An 18,573-nucleotide genomic window follows, 5' to 3' on the forward strand; every position below is an offset into this window, starting at 1 on the left:
CTGAAACATTGTATGACTCCTTAAAAACCAATTGTTTTTTAAACAAAATATACTGTTATCAATCCCTAAAGAATATATATGAATGAAGAAAATATTTCTTGGGAAAGCGCAGGAAATGACATTCTCCTTAAAAAACAGGGTGAATCAGTACAAATTATGTCGGAAATGCATTCATGTACATAAACAAAGAGAGAAATTTGTCCGCTTTTGTCTTGAAAACGTGAAATGCTACTATGATTTCTCTATAACCTGAGCGAAGAGGGCATTGGAAATATGGCGGCAGATGAAGAAAACGGTTTATAAAGAGGTGAAAGATTTGGATCAGCCTATCCGGATGAAAAATAACGGGCAAATAAATATTGTTTTGAGCGGTGAAAAGAGAAGAACTCAAATAAAAGAGCCGCCGGTCAGGGAAATACAGGAAAAGGATTTTCCTATTCAGCATATTGCTTTAAAAGAGATTGAAGAAGAGATGGGCGCTCTTGTCGGCATGGAAGAAATGAAGCGGATGATTAAGGAAGTATACGCCTGGATTTATGTGAACAAAAAGAGAGAAGAGCGCGGGCTGAAGGCTGGGCGGCAGGCACTGCATATGATGTTTAAGGGAAACCCCGGCACAGGAAAAACCACTGTGGCAAGGTTAATAGGGAAGCTTTTTCAAAAAATGGATGTGCTGAGCAAAGGGCATTTAATCGAAGCAGAGCGGGCAGATCTTGTTGGGGAATATATCGGGCATACTGCACAAAAAACCCGGGATTTAATTAAAAAGGCGCTGGGAGGGATTTTATTTATTGATGAAGCATATTCACTGGGGCGGGGCGGAGAAAAGGATTTTGGAAAAGAGGCAATTGATACTCTCGTAAAGCATATGGAGGACCGGCAGCATGAATTTATTTTAATTTTAGCAGGGTACTCAAGGGAAATGGATTACTTTCTAACCTTAAATCCCGGACTTCATTCACGTTTTCCGCTAGTGGTGGATTTTCCTGATTACTCTGTGGATCAGCTGCTTGAAATATCCAGGCTTATGCTCAGTGAAAGGGAATATATAATGAACGGTGATGCAGAACGAAAATTAAGGGAGCACCTCTATTTGATAAAATCGTACCGCAGCCTGACATCTTTTTCAAATGGAAGGTATATCCGCAATGTCCTGGAAAAATCAATTCGTGTCCAATCTATGAGACTTCTCATGGAAGACTCATATGAGCGCAATGATTTGCTCACATTGAGAAGCCAGGATTTAGTCTTTCCGGAGGATGAAGAATAAGGTAGGCCTTTGAAAAATGATTCTTCAAGTGATGATGTATTGCCTTTTGTTGTTTATTGCATTTTAATCACCATAATGAATAAGGTGCTTTCACTGTTGGATGATTCAGCCGAAAGCACCATGCTCTGTGTGCGCCTCAAGAGATACCTTATTTGCTTTGAATGGAGAGCAGGGCGCAAATTACTTGGCAAGAGACTTCAGTTGTTTATTCGGCAGTTTCCATTTGTATATATACGAAAATACTCTTAACAGGGTAACTAATATGAAAAGGGTATATAGCTGCCATGCGCTTTGGGCAAATCCCATTCCGATAACTGCGCCGATCAAAATGGCCCATACTGCATAGATCTCTTCCTTGAATACAAGCGGTTTTCTCCCGGCGAGCAAGTCTCGTACAATTCCGCCCCCGCTGCCTGTAAGTACAGCAGCAACAATAACTGCGCTGATTGGGTGATTCATCCGGACAGCGAACAGTGCTCCCTGGATTGCAAATGCGGATAATCCGATTGCATCCGTTAAATTCCCCCATCTGTTCCAATGTTTAAGCAGATTTGCGGGAAACAGAAAAACGGCCGTTATTGTTAAAAAAGCGATGGTGAAATACATGCTTTGATTCCACAGGGCAGAAACAGGAACACCGATCAATAAGTTGCGGATCGCACCGCCTCCAAAAGCGGTCACTATTCCAAGGGTATAGACCCCCAAGATATCATATTCTTCTTCCATGGCAATTACAGCCCCGCTGATTGCAAAAGCTATCGTGCCAATTATACTTAAAACTTCCCAAGTCATAGTACTACCTCGATGTAATCTTCATAATTTTTTAGCCAAATAAGATTTTAGCATGTTCAGAAAGATTTACAATGCTTTTGGTAAATTTTTTTGTTCACAAATGCACATTAAAATAGGACAAAACTTACCAAGTTGTTTTTTAAGCAGTATGCTGGAATTTTGTGATGATGTATTTTTTTGGTATGATGAAGAAAAGCAAAAGAAAGAGGTGCCTAGCTTGGAACAAAGAGAATATGAAAAGGTAATTCTGATAGGGTGCCAAACAAATGAGGATGATGACCGATATCAATATTCACTGGAGGAGCTATCTTCATTAACAAAGACTGCAAATGGTGAAGTGCTGGCAATAGTCACTCAAAAAAGAGACCGCATTCATCCATCTACATATATAGGTAAGGGCAAAGTTGAAGAATTAGCACATCTGGAAGAAGAAATGGAGCCCGATCTTTTTATTTTCAATGATGAATTATCTCCGAGCCAAATCCGGAATTTATCCAAAGAACTTCAAGCAAGAATTATAGACCGTACCCAGCTGATCCTGGATATCTTTGCACAAAGAGCACGCTCTAAAGAAGGAAAGCTTCAGGTGGAGCTTGCACAGCTGCAATATCTGCTGCCGAGGCTTGCTGGCCAGGGTGTATCTTTGTCAAGGCTCGGAGGGGGAATTGGGACAAGAGGGCCCGGGGAAACCAAACTTGAGAGCGATAGAAGACATATCAGAGGGAAAATTGATGATATCAAAAATCAGCTCAGTACAGTTGTGAAGCACAGGGAAAGATACCGTGAAAGAAGAAAGCGCAATAAGGCTTTTCAGGCAGCAATTGTGGGCTACACCAATGCAGGAAAGTCCACCTTGTTCAACCGCCTGACAGAAGCAGGATCTTTTGAAGAGAATTTATTATTTGCCACACTGGATCCTATGACAAGAAAGGCAGTCCTCCCAAGCGGGTTCAACATACTGATGACGGATACAGTCGGTTTTATCCAGGACCTGCCAACATCATTAATCGCCGCTTTCCGTTCCACACTTGAGGAAGTGAAAGAAGCGGATGTCCTGCTGCATGTAGTGGATTCATCTAGTCCGGACTATTTTAATCATGAAAAAACAGTAAATAATCTTCTTGCTGATTTAGAGGTTCATAATATCCCGCAGATAACCATTTATAACAAACTTGATCAGCAGCATCCTGATTTCTTGCCGCTTTCTAAAGAAACATCATTGGTGATTAGCGCATTTGATCAAAATGATTTAAAATCAGTACTGTCATCCATTGAAGAAACCGTGATCGGCCAGATGGAATTTTATCACGTTTACCTGCCATCCAGCGAAGGAAGACTTTTATCACAGCTGGAGAATGAAAGCATCCTGCGCTCTCTTTTGTTTCATGAAGAAGACGAACAATATGAATGCAAAGGCTATAGCCTAAAGGACCATCCATTGACGGGCCAGCTAGAGAAATATGCAAAATAAAGGAGTAACATCATGTATCAACATCTGAAAAACGGAAGCATCCTGCAAAAACTTGCTGATGAAATGGAAGGAAAGATAGCCCCATTGAAGCAGGAAGCAGCCAAAAGAGCTGAATCCAATCAGTTTCGGGTGCTGCAGAGCTTTCAAAAGCACAAAGTAAGTGATTCTCATTTTATCCCTTCAACAGGATATGGATATGATGATGCGGGCAGAGACACGCTTGAAGAAATCTATGGAGAAGTATTCGGAGGAGAAGCAGGGCTTGTAAGGCCGCAGATCATCTCTGGAACACATGCTATCTCCATTTGTCTTTTCGGTGTTCTCAGGCCGGGAGACGAGCTTCTATATATTACCGGTAAACCTTATGATACTTTAGAGGAAATTGTGGGTATAAGAGGTAATGGAACTGGATCGCTGAAGGAATTTCATATCGATTATAATACTGTTCTTTTAAATGACGAAGGTAAAGTGGATTATGAAGAAGTCAGGAAAGCAATAACTCCAAAAACTAAAATGATTGGAATTCAAAGGTCGAAGGGATATGCTACAAGGCCGTCTTTCACTATCAGCGAAATCAAAGAAATGATTGATTATGTTAAAGGCATTAATCCGGATCTTGTGGTATTCGTAGATAATTGTTACGGGGAGTTTGTGGAAGACATTGAGCCCTGCCATGTTGGAGCAGATCTGATGGCTGGTTCTCTTATCAAAAATCCCGGAGGAGGCCTTGCCAAAACTGGAGGGTATATTGTCGGGAAAAAGAAATGGGTGGAAGCCTGTTCCTACCGTCTTACCTCCCCTGGAATAGGTGCGGAAGCCGGAGCGTCCTTATATAGCCTTCAGGAAATGTATCAAGGCTTCTTTCTTGCTCCCCATGTGGTTGAACAGGCCTTGACAGGAGCAATGTTTACCTCAGCGCTTCTTGAAAAATTAGGGATGAATACATATCCAAAATGGGATGCCAAAAGGACAGACCTGATTCAGTCTGTGCAATTTGATGATAAAGACAAAATGGTAGCCTTCTGCCAGGCCGTACAATTTGCTTCGCCTGTTAATTCCCATGTTACACCGTACCCGAGCTATATGCCAGGCTATGAAAATGACGTTATTATGGCCGCTGGCACCTTCATTCAGGGTGCAAGCATAGAACTATCTGCAGATGGTCCAATAAGGCCTCCGTATGTGGCTTATGTTCAGGGAGGACTAACATACTCACATGTAAAAATTGCTGTGCTCACAGCAGCAGATTTCTTAATCGAGAAAAATCTGCTGAATATCGGAAATAAATGAAGAAACATAATCCGGAAAAAACAAAACATCGGCCCTGTGCCGGTGTTTAACTTTTTAAGGAAAGTGTTCGAAAAAAATTTCATGTTAGGAAACTTAACATTCCTTTGACATTTTTTCTTACGTATAATATGATATCTATATGAAGAATATCAAGGAGGATCCGAAATATGAGCGGCAACAGCATTCGGCGTTCAATGCCTCTATTTTCAATCGGAGTTGTCATGCAGCTGACGGAGTTGTCTGCGCGCCAAATTCGGTATTATGAAGAGCACCACTTAATCACTCCTGACAGAACAGAAGGAAACCGCCGTCTTTTTTCGCTAAATGATATCGACAGGCTTCTGGAAATTAAGGAACTATTAGAGCAAGGCGTCAATCTTGCAGGAATAAAAAAAATATTCGCTGTTAAAGAAGAAGCCCAGTTTCAAAAAGAAATGATCAATCAAGATGAAAAACCAAAGCGCGATTTAAGTGATGAAGAATTAAGGAAACTCCTTAGAGCTGAACTGACTCACGGCGGCAAATACCGCACAAGCCTCAGGCAAGGCGATATGTCCCGTTTTTTTCATTAATTTAAATAAATCTTACTTTATATGACTTGGGGAGGAATTTGACAATGGCAAAGTTTACACGTGAAGACATTAGCCGCTTGGCAAAAGAGGAAAATGTAAAATATATCCGTCTGCAATTTACGGATATATTGGGAACGATTAAAAATGTTGAAATTCCTGTCAGCCAATTAGAAAAAGCTCTGGACAATAAAATGATGTTTGATGGATCTTCTATCGAAGGATTTGTCCGTATTGAGGAATCTGACATGTACTTATATCCTGATTTGGATACATGGGTAATCTTCCCTTGGACATCTGAAAAAGGTAAAGTGGCACGCTTGATCTGTGATATTTATAATACAGATGGCACACCTTTTGAGGGTGATCCCCGTGCAAATCTAAAAAGAATTCTTGCTGAAGCAAGAGATTTAGGATTTACAAGCTTCAATCTTGGACCAGAACCGGAATTCTTCTTATTCAAACTGGATGCATCCGGCGAACCTACTCTGGAACTGAATGATAAAGGCGGATACTTTGATTTAGCGCCTACAGATCTTGGTGAAAATTGCCGTCGTGATATCGTGCTTGAGCTTGAAGAAATGGGCTTTGAAATTGAAGCATCACACCATGAAGTGGCACCTGGACAGCATGAAATTGACTTCAAATATGCGGATGCCATTACTGCTTGCGACAACATCCAAACGTTCAAGCTTGTAGTAAAAACTATTGCACGCAAACATGGATTGCATGCAACCTTCATGCCTAAGCCATTATTTGGTGTAAATGGATCTGGTATGCACTGCAACGTTTCTTTATTCAAAGAGAAAGAAAATGCTTTTTATGATAAAAGCGGAAAACTGGAATTGAGTGAAACTGCAGAGCAATTCATTGCAGGAATCATAAAGCATGCTCCAAACTTTACTGCGGTAACCAACCCTACAGTAAATTCATTCAAGCGGCTTGTTCCTGGATATGAAGCACCATGTTATGTAGCATGGTCAGCTAAAAACCGCAGTCCGCTAATCCGTATTCCAGCTTCCCGCGGAATCAGCACACGTGTTGAAGTAAGAAGTGTCGATCCGGCTGCAAACCCATACCTAGCACTGGCTGTACTTCTTAAAGCAGGCCTGGACGGTATTAAAAACCAATTAACACCGCCAGCCCCAGTAGACCGCAATATCTATGTAATGACAAAAGAAGAGCGTGAAGAAGTAGGGATCATCGACCTTCCAGCTACTCTTTATGCAGCACTTGAAAAGCTGAAAGAAGATGAAGTGATTTGTTCCGCTCTTGGTGAACACTTGCTTGAACATTTCATCGAAGCAAAAGAAATCGAATGGGATATGTTCCGCACACAAGTTCATCCTTGGGAACGCGAACAGTATATGTCAATGTACTAAGAAACTCAACCCCTTGAGCCATATGGCTTCGAGGGGTTTTCTTTGATGGGCAAATGAGGGGGATTAGCTGTTTATTTAAGGCTTGCCCATCATTTGCCCATCTTTTTTTCACGAGTGTTTTTGACCCAAAATGTCCTAAGTATATTCTTCAAATCTGTCCATTTGCTGTTCTTCTAATTTTTTCGAGTCTGTCAGCAATAAACGGCCATTTTACGGTGGAGAGTGGTAATGACGCCTCTCCCTTCAACATAGGGAAGCCCAAAAAAGTCTTTACCTGCAGCTAAGCGACTCTCTACTCATGATAAGACTCCATTACGATCTGCTGCATTTCTTCTAGCGTCCGCTCATCCAAATGAAGAGGAGGGGAGCTTCTTTTTCTTTTTAGTTCAGCATACTTCTCTGTTTGTTCAGTTAGTATCAACCCACGTAATTTCAGCACATTCCGATCCGGTATAATTTCTCCGCCCGCCTCACTCTTTTATAGGAATGTTTGTTTGTGTAAGTGTTCTTCTTAAGTATAAAGAGTTCAACTTTATTAGGAAACAGTAAAAAGAAAACTTTTAAGTTAATGTCGATATTTGTCGTGGAAATAAAAGTGAAAAGTGGGAAAACTATCGTATAATAGTCTTGTTAATTTGTGTTTTAATAGGAAAAATATATGTGAGTTAATATTCGAATAAAAAATATCTAAATCTATTTTAACCCCTTACTATTACAATAATCAGATTGAAGGTCACGATATGGATTATATACAGACAGTAGAGGAATTCCCGATATATTTCCCTGTATTTGAAGCAACAATGCGTATTACCTCAGAAAGGTTAATTGATTTTGATCCTTTTACAAAGTTCGTTTTTCAAATGCTTGGGAGTGGAAAAACAATTGCTGCGGTAGAAGAAGTAACAGAGTTGAGATCATATATTATCTTGGAAGAGGTATATCGCTTGCAGGGATGGGGGTTCTTTGAAGAAGATGATGGTAATTATAATTTAACAAAGATAGGACAACGTTATCTAAAACTTATGAGTCTTGTAGATGACCTAAATGAAGAATCACGGAAAGTGCTTGTTAACGCTTTTAATGGAAAAGTGATTGGGGGAGGTGCCCGATTGTTTAAAGCAGATGAATGCATGCCGAGGTTAAAAGTAAAAGTTGTTAAAGAGCTCCTCCAAAACAAAAATTTCAGTAATAGCCATGCATTTTTTGTGGAGCATGTCTGCTTCACCCATCCAAATAGTTATGATTTATCAAAAGAAGAGCTTGAAAGCATACAAGTTTGGATTGATTGTGATCCGCGTACACAATACTATGGTGCATCTATTAAAGAAGTACCGGTTCAAACGCTTGAGAAGGAATTCTTGGAATCATTCGATATGGCGATTCAAACAGGGATTATCCCCATTACAATTAAACTACATCACCCTTTGTTGGAAGAATACCGCCACGTTTGGCCGACATTGAAGCAATTAAAGCAATTTGATTCATCGCTTCTTTCAGAAAAAGCAGAAGAAATACTCGAATTACAAGAAATTCTAGTTGCAACTGAGGCTGTACTGCCAACATTTTATTATGAGCAACTGACAGGAAATATCGTATCGTCTTACGACGATTATAGTATTTCCAATCAAGTGTATAAATTGAAATGGGAACAGACCAATGTGCCTGATCAATTGAATATTGAACAGCTTCCTGAGGATATTGATATTCCGCCTGGCTTTGAAATTGAATTTAAGCAAGGGGATATAATGATGCGGACAACTCCATTATCTTCATGGTTTCTTGCATAAGGAGGAGTAAAATGAGTAACGTAGCATTTAGGTTTTTAGGCCATATGGCAAACCGGGGGAGCGGTATAATACGAGCAGCAGGACAGCAAAATATCCCTCAACTTGCTTTAGAAACAGGATTAAATGTTATGGAGCTTGTTGGCAACATAGTTTCTTACAATGAAGCTAAAAAACAAACTGATTATCTACACGAGCAAGTAGAAAATGCCAGAGCACATAATGACCGTATAGTTGAAATACAACAACAAAATTACGAAGAAAAGCTTTTATTACTTCAACAACGAATAGAAGAGGAATTGCGGACTGAACAAAAACAGTTAAAGTTTGAACTGCAAGCATATGCACAAAAGCTTGAAACACAGTATTCAGAGGATGCATCCATATATGAACAAAATAAAAAGCTGATAGAAGTCGTAAATGACACCCTGCATAACCTTCTGGGGATTTTAGATAAAGCAGGTCAATATTTAGATACGCTGACAGAAGAAGATAAGGTGAGGAAACAAGAATTATTTGAGGAATATCGTAAAATCCAAAAGCAAGTAAACCAGCTTGTGAAAACACTATATTAAGGAGAAAAATAATGGGCTTAAATATTGAAAACATAAAAAAAGTTGCTGAAAAAGTGTCAAAGGCAGAAAAGGAAACAAAAAAAGAAAGCAACAAAAAAACGCATGGCGAGAAAATGGATTACTTACAAAAAGGTATTGACGTCATTGAAAGTACGTCGAGTTTAATTGAAACGATTATTACGGCAAGAAAAGAAACGCACTTAGCTAAAATCAATTTAGATAGTAAGCAAATTGAACTCGAAAGAGACTTAGGGAAATACCAAACCACGCTCCAAAAAGAGATTAAAGAAATGGAAAAGGAAGTAGAAAAATATAGAATTGATTCAGAGATAAAGTTAAAGGAACTTGATGTAAGCATCCATGAACTAAAAGAATCAGAGGAAACGAAGCGCTTGCAAATCCAGAAAGATCACGAAACAAAAATGCGTATGTTAGATATGCAACAATCTATTCTTGAAACAGTAATGGAAATGTATAAACAGTATTATGCTGCAATGTTTGCAGGCGTTGTATTACCTGTTACACCTGCAAATATGACAAATGATATGCAAAATTGTATTCAATCATTGAATACATCAATTCAATATTTAAACCAGCCTCAATCACAGATCACGATGAATAAGCAACTAGATTATTAATGGGGTGAAAATATGATACCACTTGTTCCCATTGTAATAGGCGCGCTTGCTACAATTGGTATTGGTTCGGCTGTTGCTTCATTCATCTATGGTGAATTAACTGCTGAACAAAAAATACTTCAAAAAGAAATGCAGGATGACTTAGCGAGTCTTGAGCGTGACCGACAAAATAGATTACAAAAAATTCTGGAGCAATTCGAAATTGATGAATCGACATTCTTGGAATCTCGTGACGAACGCATTGTGTCAGCGCGTAAACAGTACTTTGCTGATCGTCAAGCTCAATCCGAAAGGCATATCGAACGATATATTACGTTAGCTCATGAACAAATAAAAATAACAGAAGGCATTCGTAAAGAAATTGAAGAGGGGCTTAATCGATTACGTACATTAAGAAGAACTCAAAAAACTATCTTACGCCAAGAAGCGATGGAACATTTAGAACGCGAATTGAACGAAGCGAAAAATAAAGCGTACGGATATGTACAATATTTAAAGCAATATGAAAAACAGCTGAGATATCGACGTAGTCAAGTCGAAGAAGAAGATTTATTATTTTCTTTAAAACTGCCAGAAGACTACCCTTATATCGGAAAACTATTATTTTTTAAGAAAAACCTATTAGAAGAATCACTCCTTCAGCACCACTCAAGGCATTTCATTTCTATAAAGTACGATGCAACGGACAAAGAACTTTTACAGCCCCTTGATGACGAGGCAGTAGTGCCAGTCATCGTTACTGAATTTAATAGAACGACTTATTCATATGACCTAAGCATTGGTAAGGGATCTTTAAAACATATTGCAATCAACCAGTCAAAAATTGGTGTTGAAGCAATGGTTAAAGAGCATACTGAGAAAAAGCTTATCCTACTTGATTATAAGGGTGTAACTCTGAAACTGCATCGTAAAAACTTGGAGAATCCACGCAAGGTACCTCCGATTGGGGCAAAATTACGTGTTTATCCTACCAATTGGGATTTCGCTTTGTATCATCCGGTCTTTGTAACTGAGAATTATCAAGACAGCTTAAAGTCATTTCAGTTCGATACCCTACCCATCGTTTTCTCCGCGCAAGGAACCGAGGAATTTATCACGTTTCTTGAAGAAAACGGATTTTCAAATGAAGCGGATGAATGGAAAATCGGCCCGATCGATGAAACATCATCACTCATTAAATTGCAGCTGGGGGACAAGCTCATATTTGCAGTGCGTTTTATTGAAGGGGCAAGAAGTTATTTTTACTTCGAGGGTATGTTGCCTTTAGAAGATAGCTTTAAGCCTGAAGATGTTTTTGTTGTCATGGATGCAGAATTTGAAATGGTGGAAGAACAAGACATTGAGCTTTTGTCAGAAAGTGCTTATGAGCACATGCTTGACTTAAGTATCATGCTGTTTAAAGAGTTTAAAATTCAGCAGCAGCTGAATGCAAGCATGGAAGGTCTTAGTTTTTTTACAAAATGGACGGAAGTAACAGAAAAGCTAGTTCAGTACTTATCTAAGGGGAAAGAAGTAATTTGTGATTTAAGTGAAACGGCACATAGTTATAGGTTGCCTAATGCACCCCTATTTGCACATGAGTACGAATTATTAAATGCAGAAGAAGTACGCCAGAGGTTAACTGATCTGGAGTTAACAGGCATGGTTGAATTTATTGTAGAAGTTAATAAGAACCAATACATGTCGGTTGAATTTGATGAAACAGTACAAAATCTCCGTATTTACACTGAAGCATCATCTCTCGTAATACCAACATCCCAACTAAAAGTGTACGTGAAAAACTTTTGCTATCCAGAGATACAGCAACTGAATGCTTTGAACACATTTCGCAGTGGGCAGCTTGTCAATGGACAGCTTCAATCATATACTTTAAACAGCAAAAATATTGAGTCTCAAAAAGCCATAGTAGAAGAAATAAATTTCAAGAATGAACGACTCACTGAAAATCTAGCTCAAAAAGAAGCAGTTGAGCAAGCATTACAGGAAGAAAATATTTACTTAGTACAGGGACCGCCAGGCACAGGCAAAACGACAGTCATTCGTGAGTTGATGGCACAATATTTAGAGAGATACCCATCTGCTCGCATTTTAATTGTATCTCAGGCAAATGTAGCGATTGATAATGTTTTAAAAGGCTTCGGTAAACAATATGAGGATCAAATGATCCGTTGCGGCAATGTAGATAAAATCGATTCTCAACTTACATTTATCAGCTTTGACACAAAATACAACGCTTATGTAGAAAAAATTGCCCAAAAAGAAGAAATAGGTCCTCAAGCTGAGTTTTTAACGAAATGGAAATCTCTAATTGGCTGTGGGCAAGACCGTGCAAATCCAATTATGGGAGAATTGCTGGTAAAAAATCATCAGATTGTCGGTGCAACTTGCTTAGGATTAATGCAGAGAAAGATAGGGCTTGATCGTGTTGAATTTGATTTAGTTATCATTGACGAGGCAGGAAAAGCATTACCTGCTGAGCTGCTTATTCCGTTAAACAAAGCAAAAAAGGTAGTATTGATTGGTGACCACAAGCAACTTCCGCCAGTTGTACATCCAGCTCTTTATGATACAGAAAAAATTGAACTTGAAAACCGATCTTACTGTGTAGATGATTTATTTGCTACAAGCCTATTTAAGCGTTTGTATGAAAACTGTCCAGATACCAATAAGCAGATGCTGAATACACAATATCGCATGCCAGCAGTTATCGGTTCAATGATTAGTAAATTCTTTTATGAAGGACAGCTCTTAAACGGACAAGGAACAGAAGAGCGTCCTACAAAATATTTTAACCGGCATTTAAACATTTTAGATTTGTCAGATGAAATGAAATACCGCGAAAGCACTAAGGATTCGGCAGTAACAAATGTGTATGAAGCCCAACTTGTAGCAAAGCTTGTAAAACAAGTTCGAGCCAAACTTCCAATGCAAGAGAAAATTGCAGTTATTTGTCCATACCGTGGCCAAATGCGCTGTATTCGTGAAGCTTTGCGTAAAGAAGGTGTCGATTGGACGCAAGGAAATATTGCGGTAAATACGATTGATGCTTATCAAGGCGATGAGGCAGAACTGGTAATCTTCTGTATGACGAGGTCGTTGCGTAAAACCCCTTATTTCTCGGATGAAGCACGACTAAATGTCGCTTTGTCCCGCGTAAAAAATGATTTGCTTATCATTGGGTCGCTGCGTTATTTACAGTCATATGGGGAATCGCATATTTTGCACAAAATCGCTCAATATATCACTGATCACGGGGCGATCCTAAAAGAAGAAGACGTGCTTGAAGGTGAGTTAGCCTTAATAGAGGAAGCCTAAAAAAGGAGCTAGCTATCATATCACTTTGTTCATCAGATAATTGTTTAATTACCATATAATTTTTACAATAAATGCGTGGTAAAGCTAACGCGGACTTACCATTCAATACTAAGGTTTTGCCCATATAGTTGCCCGCCACTTGCCCATCAAGAGGTTTTATTTAATTATTATTTATTCTAGGTATTTGTTTAGAAATCGCAGTATATCAAGGTTTTAATGAGTTGTATTTTCTTTGTTAGCTGTAAAAGATCTGTTCCGCACACAAGTTCATCCTTGGGAACGCGAACAGTATATGAGCATGTATTAATACCTAAACCCCTTGACACCATTTATGTTAAGGGGTTTTTGTTTGTTGTTTTGGAGGTCAGTTTTATTAATCTAAATGCTAACTGACCACATTTTGACCACTAATATTTAATGATTTTAATTTATTTAACAAGCCAAACATAATTTACTTTAGTAATGCTAACAGGTGTGTTAAGAGAATATGTCATGCAAGAGAGCAAATTTTTTGGTCTCTTATTCTATTGGAGCCTGAATGGTAGATTAATGCATCATCTCTCTTTTCCAGTATAAAACTGGGCGCCTCGTAATCAGAAGAGGATTAAAGGTCCTTATGTACCGTAGCTGCAAATCGCAATGGGCAATGGATACAGCTGAGGAGGATAGAACTTCATTAAAAGGCTCATTAATATAGTTCGAGTAAAGCCGTGCCGTATCAAAGCTTAGTCAGTCTTTTGGAGATTTCTGTGCTTGGATCCTTTTTCCTGATTCAATTTGGGAGTAATAGCTCCTGTCGATAAAAGCAGCGGATGCGACTTCTCCCGGAAACATGTTTTTTTCTATCGTAATTGTAATAACCATTTTCTCATTGTAACCACCTGAAACTTTTCATCTCTTTTTTCTATGATTATAAACATGGATGAAATCAAAATAATACTAATAATGTGATTTAGTCAAAAAATGAAAAATTCACTTTATCTTTATGTACCAGGTGATAAAGCGGTTTTTCAGGTTGAATTTACTCGCCTTATAAAAATTTGTTCTTTGTAAGAAATATTTTTAGCATACTTAATCATATGTTTGGAACAATACAAAATGTATTTAGGATAAAAAAGGAGGGGAATCAAAATGAATCAACAACATTTGGCTGCCCATGAGTCATTGGATTTGCATGAGGCCATTAACTTTAAAACGCTTTGTATCGCTAAGTCTAAATTAATGCAAGGACTTGCCTTTGATGATGATCTTAGGAACTTAATGAAAAAAGATGTTACACAATCGATACAAGATCTGACTGAATTGCAGTCGCTCTATGAAAGAGCACCTTTTCAAGCTCCTGTTCCTCAAAATCGCCCAACCCCCATTATTAATGGAAAGGAAGGAACCATACAGTGAATAATGATTATTTGGACCCGATAAATTCGCTGCATATGCCTGAACTAGCAGACACCACTTTTGCGATGGACTTTCTTCTTCGTGCCAAGGAAGGCGTTCGCAACATAGCTGTGGCATTAACCGAATCTGCATCACCTGATGTTCGAGCTACATTAAAAAAACAATTGATGCAGGGCATTGCAATGCATCAGGAAATATCTGATTTAATGATCGAGAAAAAATGGTTCCATCCTTACGAACTAACAGAACAGTATCAATTGGATCAGCTTTCGGCCAACAATACGATTAAGATTGGCAAAATGAACCTGTTTCCTGTTGAAACCAATCGAAAGGGCATGTTCGATCGGACACCTGATGAACATTAACACTGGAGGTTATATAGTATGAAGGCAGTAACGTATCAAGGGATAAAAAATGTTGTTGTAAAAGAAGTGCCAGCCCCTAAGATTGAAAAACCAGATGACATGATTATCAAAGTAACCAGTACAGCGATATGTGGGTCTGATTTGCATTTAATTCATGGTATGATCCCTAACCTGCAAGAGAACTATATCATTGGACATGAACCGATGGGAATCGTTGAAGAGGTTGGTCCTGAAGTGACTAAAGTTAAAAAGGGAGACCGTGTAATCATTCCATTTAACATCGCGTGCGGTGAATGCCGTTTCTGTAAAGACAATTTGGAAAGTCAATGCGACAATTCAAATGATAATGGAGATATGGGAGCCTATTTCGGATATTCCGGAACAACTGGCGGTTACCCAGGCGGGCAAGCGGAATATTTGAGAGTTCCTTTTGCCAACTTTACTCATTTTAAAATCCCGGAGACCTGCGAGGAACCTGATGAAAAGTTAGCGGTTATTGCGGATGCGATGACCACTGGTTTTTGGAGTGTTGATAATGCGGGCGTAAAGGGCGGGGATACCGTTATCGTTTTGGGATGCGGTCCCGTGGGACTTTTTGCACAAAAGTTTTGCTGGCTAAAAGGAGCAAAGCGGGTGATTGCAGTCGATTATGTGAATTACCGCCTGCAACATGCAAAACGGACAAACAAAGTTGAAATTGTGAACTTTGAAGATCATAAAAATTGTGGAGAATACTTGAAGGAAATCACCAAGGGCGGTGCGGATGTAGTCATTGATGCTGTTGGTATGGACGGAAAAATGACCGATATGGAGTTTCTTGCCAGCGGATTAAAACTTCACAGTGGTGCATTGGGTGCATTTATCATGGCGACCCAGTGCGTCCGAAAAGGCGGCAATATCCAGGTAACCGGCGTTTATGCTGGGAAATATAACGGATTTCCATTTGGAGATGTTATGAACCGCAATGTAAATATTCGCTCAGGACAAGCACCTGTTATTCACTATATGCCTTATATGTTTGAACTGGTTTCTACAGGAAAGATTGATCCGGGAGATGTGGTCAGCCATGTCCTGCCGCTCAGTGAAGCAAAGCGCGGCTATGAGATTTTTGACACCAAAACAGATGATTGTATAAAAGTCGTCTTGAAACCTTAAGGAAGGAGGATTGAAAAATGAACTATGCCCTACATGAAGTTCTTGAGGTTCAGGAAATGGCTGCTTTTAAAACAAATTGTTTAACCAAATCTAAAACAATGAAAGCGCTGGTTGGTGACTCAAGGCTAAAGGAAATTATGCAGCAAGACATTGATCTTTCCACCAGACAGTTAGAAGAATATACCTCTGTTTTATCTAATGCAAAGCAATCATTAGGAGCTGAATACAATTGAATTCATTCATTGAAAACTTAACAGGAATGGATGCACTTTCCGACCAGATTGTTGCGATGGATTTATTGATTGCAGCAAAAAGCGGAGTTAGAAATTACGCCATGGCTGTTACGGAAGCAGGAACACCTGAAGTCAAAGAAATGTTAACTCGGCATCTGGAAGAAGCTATTGAGATGCATGAACAAGTTTCCGGTTATATAGTGGAAAAAGGATGGTATCACGCTTGGGATACGAACGAGCAAATCCAATTAAACTTGACAAATATGCAGACCGCTTTGAATTTGCCAACACTATAGAACATGTAAGAGGCTGGGACAAAACCCAGTAAATAAGAGAGGCCGTCGCAGGTAAGTATGCGACGGCCCTCTTTTTATTTTTAATTTGATATGAAAACCTTCAAGGAATGTAACAGTTATCCGAACGGATCCTGATACGGCGTTTTGCAAATGAATAATGATTACATGAAAAATGGACAACTTAAGGCCGGTTATAATCTTCAGATTGCAACACAAGGTCAGTTTACGTTCGCTTACGGTTTATTTCAATGCCACCCACGTATATTGAGTCCATTTTTGAATTACATTCAAAAGAACTACTTTGAAACTCCCAAAGTATATTGTCGCGGATGCGGGGTATGGAAGCGAAGAAAACTACGCGGATGTCTTGGAGAATCGGAAACGGACACCTCATTACCTATAATACCTATCGTAAAGAGAACTAAAAGAGTTTCAAGAAGAACGGGTACCCGGAGCCATTTTGGAGAACAAGGAAGATGATGACTCCACAAGCCCAAAAGCGAAAGATGGGAAGAACCGTAAAATCTATTATAACGAGAAGAGGGAACAACAAAAGAATAAGGTTAAGCAGCAGTTTTTGGAAGAAAAAATAGGCTCGATCTACGCTCAAAGAAAAACGGACGTGGAACCAGCTTTTGCAAATCAAAAGGCTAAATTTCGTTTCAGCCGAATAACCGTGAGGGGGAAAGATAAGGATGAAAACGAATTAGAATTCGCCTTCATGGCGAGGAACTTGATAAACTACACCGCCATGAACACCAAAAAGTCCATAGAAGTGTGGACTTTAGCGCATAAAGGGTTCCAACCAGAAAAACATCTGATTGGAACCGTTTTGTCCCCGCCCTTTATTAAATTGTCAGTATGCAGGAGCAGGCAATTCATCTATGTTTATACGAAGCAAACTATACGGCTTTTCTCTCAGGTCCCTTCCATAATGAAAGCGGGCCTGCCGGTGTAATTGGTTCACAATGAAATATAAGTATTTATCCGGACCAATCGAAAACGTATCCGGCCATAAAATCCGCGGGTCATGTGCAATGGTTTCCATGTTTCCGTTCGGCATGATCTTTCGTATGCTGTTGTTTTCATAATCCCCTGCATAGACGTTTCCTTTTGCTCCCGTGATCATTCCGTCAGATGCACCTTTTTCTCCCCTATACTCCACTCGGGAAAGTAAGTCCTTCTCCGGTATTGTTCTGTCTCTCAGGGCTTCTGTTGAAATGGAGAACAGATAACGGCTAGTTAATGGACAAAAAAATAATGTCCTACCATCTGCAGATATCGCGATACCATCAGACGCCAGTCGGAAGGGAGATATGGAGCCGTCTTTATTTCTATTCATCAGTATGTTGCCTTCTACTTTTGGCATAAGATAGGAATCGGGAGATGTAGGTGGAGTTCCGCTTAACCGTCTGAATGCTTTTCCAGTTGCTAAATCCACAACAATGATCCCTCCTGGGCCTTTGGAGGATGAATCAGTAATATAGGCATAACCGGCTTTTCCTACGCGAAAATCAAAGCGAACATCATTCAAATATGTGGTTGGCAGGATTACTTCTTCTGTAAAGGTGTACACATTTCTGATTGTATTTGTTTTTAAATTAACGGCGACCAGTTTTGCCCCCCCTTTAATTGGTTCAGAAAAATTGGGCGCTGCTGTATCCAATACCCAAAGTGTTCCCCTTCCATCAGCCACTACACTTTGGACACTAATAAATGACATAGCAACGTTTGCCGGGTTAGCCAAATTTGTTTCTAAATTTGGATAGGGCTGCAATTGTTCCCCTGCAATTTCCGCCACCGTAAATTTTACGTCATCTCCCCATTTCGGGAAGCACACGAAAATACGCCCGGTTTCTGACACGGTAACGCCTGTAGGCATAGCCCCATAAAATGAATGAACAAGTTCAAACTTACCGAAATATTTTTCCATTGGCAGCATAAAATTCATTCCCCTCATCCGATTTGAATGCAGTTTTTCTTGTGCTAGGCAAAAAACATTGACGGAGCACTTGCTTTTTCTTTGGTTAAAATCAATTC

Annotated in this window: 19 protein-coding genes; 15 read left to right on the top strand and 4 right to left on the bottom strand. The window is 39.4% G+C overall.

Going from position 1 to position 18,573, the window contains the following annotated elements:
• Window positions 1-316: 316 nt before the first annotated feature.
• Window positions 317-1,270: a stage V sporulation protein K gene (gene spoVK / locus BM126_RS04150; RefSeq protein ID WP_090988415.1), complete on the top strand. Its 954-nt coding sequence runs from the start codon at window positions 317-319 to the stop codon at window positions 1,268-1,270.
• Window positions 1,271-1,450: 180 nt separating this feature from the next.
• Here spoVK and BM126_RS04155 read toward each other — a convergent pair whose 3' ends face one another.
• Window positions 1,451-2,062, bottom strand: coding sequence for a trimeric intracellular cation channel family protein (locus BM126_RS04155; RefSeq protein ID WP_071350665.1), 612 nt, complete (start codon window positions 2,060-2,062; stop codon window positions 1,451-1,453).
• 217 nt (window positions 2,063-2,279) lie between these two features.
• Here BM126_RS04155 and hflX point away from each other — a divergent pair, with 217 nt between their 5' ends.
• The 4 genes from hflX to glnA all read left to right on the top strand — a co-directional run bounded on the left by hflX (window position 2,280) and on the right by glnA (window position 6,774).
• Window positions 2,280-3,533 carry a GTPase HflX gene (gene hflX, locus BM126_RS04160; RefSeq protein ID WP_090988416.1) on the top strand — a complete coding sequence of 418 codons (1,254 nt, stop codon included), beginning with the start codon at window positions 2,280-2,282 and terminating at the stop codon, window positions 3,531-3,533.
• 12 nt (window positions 3,534-3,545) lie between these two features.
• Complete coding sequence (locus BM126_RS04165) at window positions 3,546-4,823, top strand: methionine gamma-lyase family protein (protein WP_090988253.1); 1,278 nt, start codon at window positions 3,546-3,548, stop codon at window positions 4,821-4,823.
• A gap of 167 nt (window positions 4,824-4,990) precedes the next feature.
• A complete protein-coding gene (locus BM126_RS04170) occupies window positions 4,991-5,395 on the top strand; it encodes a MerR family transcriptional regulator (protein ID WP_090988254.1) in 405 nt (134 codons plus the stop codon).
• A 44-nt stretch (window positions 5,396-5,439) separates the two neighbouring features.
• Entirely contained in the window at window positions 5,440-6,774 is a 1,335-nt protein-coding gene (gene glnA / locus BM126_RS04175; RefSeq protein ID WP_090988255.1) for a type I glutamate--ammonia ligase, read from the top strand.
• 292 nt (window positions 6,775-7,066) lie between these two features.
• On the opposite strand, the gene BM126_RS22165 is transcribed toward glnA, so the two are convergent.
• The gene (locus BM126_RS22165) at window positions 7,067-7,213 is read right to left on the bottom strand and encodes a hypothetical protein (protein WP_177201296.1); all 147 of its coding nucleotides are present in this window, start codon (window positions 7,211-7,213) and stop codon (window positions 7,067-7,069) included.
• Window positions 7,214-7,514: 301 nt separating this feature from the next.
• On the opposite strand from BM126_RS22165, the gene BM126_RS04180 reads away from it, so the two are divergent.
• From BM126_RS04180 to BM126_RS04195, 4 genes are read left to right on the top strand one after another with little or no spacing between them, the layout of a single operon-like run.
• Window positions 7,515-8,561, top strand: coding sequence for a hypothetical protein (locus BM126_RS04180; RefSeq protein WP_090988256.1), 1,047 nt, complete (start codon window positions 7,515-7,517; stop codon window positions 8,559-8,561).
• An 11-nt stretch (window positions 8,562-8,572) separates the two neighbouring features.
• On the top strand, window positions 8,573-9,133 hold the full coding sequence (locus tag BM126_RS04185; protein WP_090988257.1) for a hypothetical protein: 561 nt from the start codon (window positions 8,573-8,575) through the stop codon (window positions 9,131-9,133).
• A gap of 11 nt (window positions 9,134-9,144) precedes the next feature.
• Window positions 9,145-9,771: a hypothetical protein gene (locus BM126_RS04190; protein WP_090988258.1), complete on the top strand. Its 627-nt coding sequence runs from the start codon at window positions 9,145-9,147 to the stop codon at window positions 9,769-9,771.
• A gap of 12 nt (window positions 9,772-9,783) precedes the next feature.
• The gene (locus tag BM126_RS04195) at window positions 9,784-13,086 is read left to right on the top strand and encodes a DEAD/DEAH box helicase (protein ID WP_090988259.1); all 3,303 of its coding nucleotides are present in this window, start codon (window positions 9,784-9,786) and stop codon (window positions 13,084-13,086) included.
• Between the two features lie 729 nt (window positions 13,087-13,815).
• On the opposite strand, the gene BM126_RS21850 is transcribed toward BM126_RS04195, so the two are convergent.
• Window positions 13,816-13,950 carry a helix-turn-helix domain-containing protein gene (locus tag BM126_RS21850; RefSeq protein WP_141770024.1) on the bottom strand — a complete coding sequence of 45 codons (135 nt, stop codon included), beginning with the start codon at window positions 13,948-13,950 and terminating at the stop codon, window positions 13,816-13,818.
• A 267-nt stretch (window positions 13,951-14,217) separates the two neighbouring features.
• Here BM126_RS21850 and BM126_RS04200 point away from each other — a divergent pair, with 267 nt between their 5' ends.
• From BM126_RS04200 to BM126_RS23225, 6 genes are all read left to right on the top strand, one after another.
• On the top strand, window positions 14,218-14,484 hold the full coding sequence (locus tag BM126_RS04200; protein ID WP_090988261.1) for a spore gernimation protein GerQ: 267 nt from the start codon (window positions 14,218-14,220) through the stop codon (window positions 14,482-14,484).
• The gene (locus tag BM126_RS04205) at window positions 14,481-14,849 is read left to right on the top strand and encodes a spore coat protein (RefSeq protein WP_090988263.1); all 369 of its coding nucleotides are present in this window, start codon (window positions 14,481-14,483) and stop codon (window positions 14,847-14,849) included. Before BM126_RS04200 ends, BM126_RS04205 begins: the two co-directional genes overlap by 4 nt.
• Window positions 14,850-14,867: 18 nt before the next feature.
• Window positions 14,868-16,004 (top strand): zinc-dependent alcohol dehydrogenase, encoded by a 1,137-nt coding sequence (locus BM126_RS04210; RefSeq protein WP_071350658.1) that lies wholly within the window; start codon window positions 14,868-14,870, stop codon window positions 16,002-16,004.
• Between the two features lie 17 nt (window positions 16,005-16,021).
• Entirely contained in the window at window positions 16,022-16,237 is a 216-nt protein-coding gene (locus BM126_RS04215) for a hypothetical protein (protein ID WP_090988265.1), read from the top strand.
• A complete protein-coding gene (locus BM126_RS04220; RefSeq protein ID WP_090988267.1) occupies window positions 16,234-16,533 on the top strand; it encodes a spore coat protein in 300 nt (99 codons plus the stop codon). The genes BM126_RS04215 and BM126_RS04220 overlap by 4 nt, the downstream gene beginning before the upstream one ends.
• 460 nt (window positions 16,534-16,993) lie before the next feature.
• A complete protein-coding gene (locus tag BM126_RS23225) occupies window positions 16,994-17,491 on the top strand; it encodes a transposase (RefSeq protein ID WP_177201297.1) in 498 nt (165 codons plus the stop codon).
• Here BM126_RS23225 and BM126_RS04230 read toward each other — a convergent pair.
• Window positions 17,390-18,484, bottom strand: a complete 1,095-nt coding sequence (locus BM126_RS04230) for an L-dopachrome tautomerase-related protein (protein WP_090988270.1) — start codon at window positions 18,482-18,484, stop codon at window positions 17,390-17,392. The two genes, BM126_RS23225 and BM126_RS04230, sit on opposite strands and share 102 nt — an antisense overlap.
• Between the last annotated feature and the right edge of the window lie 89 nt (window positions 18,485-18,573).

It is taken from the genome of Bacillus sp. OV322 (assembly GCF_900112495.1).
Classification (GTDB): Bacteria; Bacillota; Bacilli; order Bacillales; family DSM-1321; genus Peribacillus.

Excerpts from the sequence above, each read along its gene's own strand:
- BM126_RS04210 (WP_071350658.1), top strand. The coding sequence starts at position 14,868 with ATGAAGGCAGTAACGTATCAAGGGATAAAAAATGTTGTTGTAAAAGAA.
- BM126_RS04155 (WP_071350665.1), bottom strand. The coding sequence starts at position 2,062 with ATGACTTGGGAAGTTTTAAGTATAATTGGCACGATAGCTTTTGCAATC.
- BM126_RS04190 (WP_090988258.1), top strand. The coding sequence starts at position 9,145 with ATGGGCTTAAATATTGAAAACATAAAAAAAGTTGCTGAAAAAGTGTCA.
- BM126_RS04195 (WP_090988259.1), top strand. The coding sequence starts at position 9,784 with ATGATACCACTTGTTCCCATTGTAATAGGCGCGCTTGCTACAATTGGT.
- BM126_RS04200 (WP_090988261.1), top strand. The coding sequence starts at position 14,218 with ATGAATCAACAACATTTGGCTGCCCATGAGTCATTGGATTTGCATGAG.
- BM126_RS04170 (WP_090988254.1), top strand. The coding sequence starts at position 4,991 with ATGAGCGGCAACAGCATTCGGCGTTCAATGCCTCTATTTTCAATCGGA.
- glnA (WP_090988255.1), top strand. The coding sequence starts at position 5,440 with ATGGCAAAGTTTACACGTGAAGACATTAGCCGCTTGGCAAAAGAGGAA.
- BM126_RS04215 (WP_090988265.1), top strand. The coding sequence starts at position 16,022 with ATGAACTATGCCCTACATGAAGTTCTTGAGGTTCAGGAAATGGCTGCT.
- BM126_RS04185 (WP_090988257.1), top strand. The coding sequence starts at position 8,573 with ATGAGTAACGTAGCATTTAGGTTTTTAGGCCATATGGCAAACCGGGGG.
- BM126_RS21850 (WP_141770024.1), bottom strand. The coding sequence starts at position 13,950 with ATGGTTATTACAATTACGATAGAAAAAAACATGTTTCCGGGAGAAGTC.
- BM126_RS04180 (WP_090988256.1), top strand. The coding sequence starts at position 7,515 with ATGGATTATATACAGACAGTAGAGGAATTCCCGATATATTTCCCTGTA.
- BM126_RS04165 (WP_090988253.1), top strand. The coding sequence starts at position 3,546 with ATGTATCAACATCTGAAAAACGGAAGCATCCTGCAAAAACTTGCTGAT.
- BM126_RS04230 (WP_090988270.1), bottom strand. The coding sequence starts at position 18,484 with ATGAATTTTATGCTGCCAATGGAAAAATATTTCGGTAAGTTTGAACTT.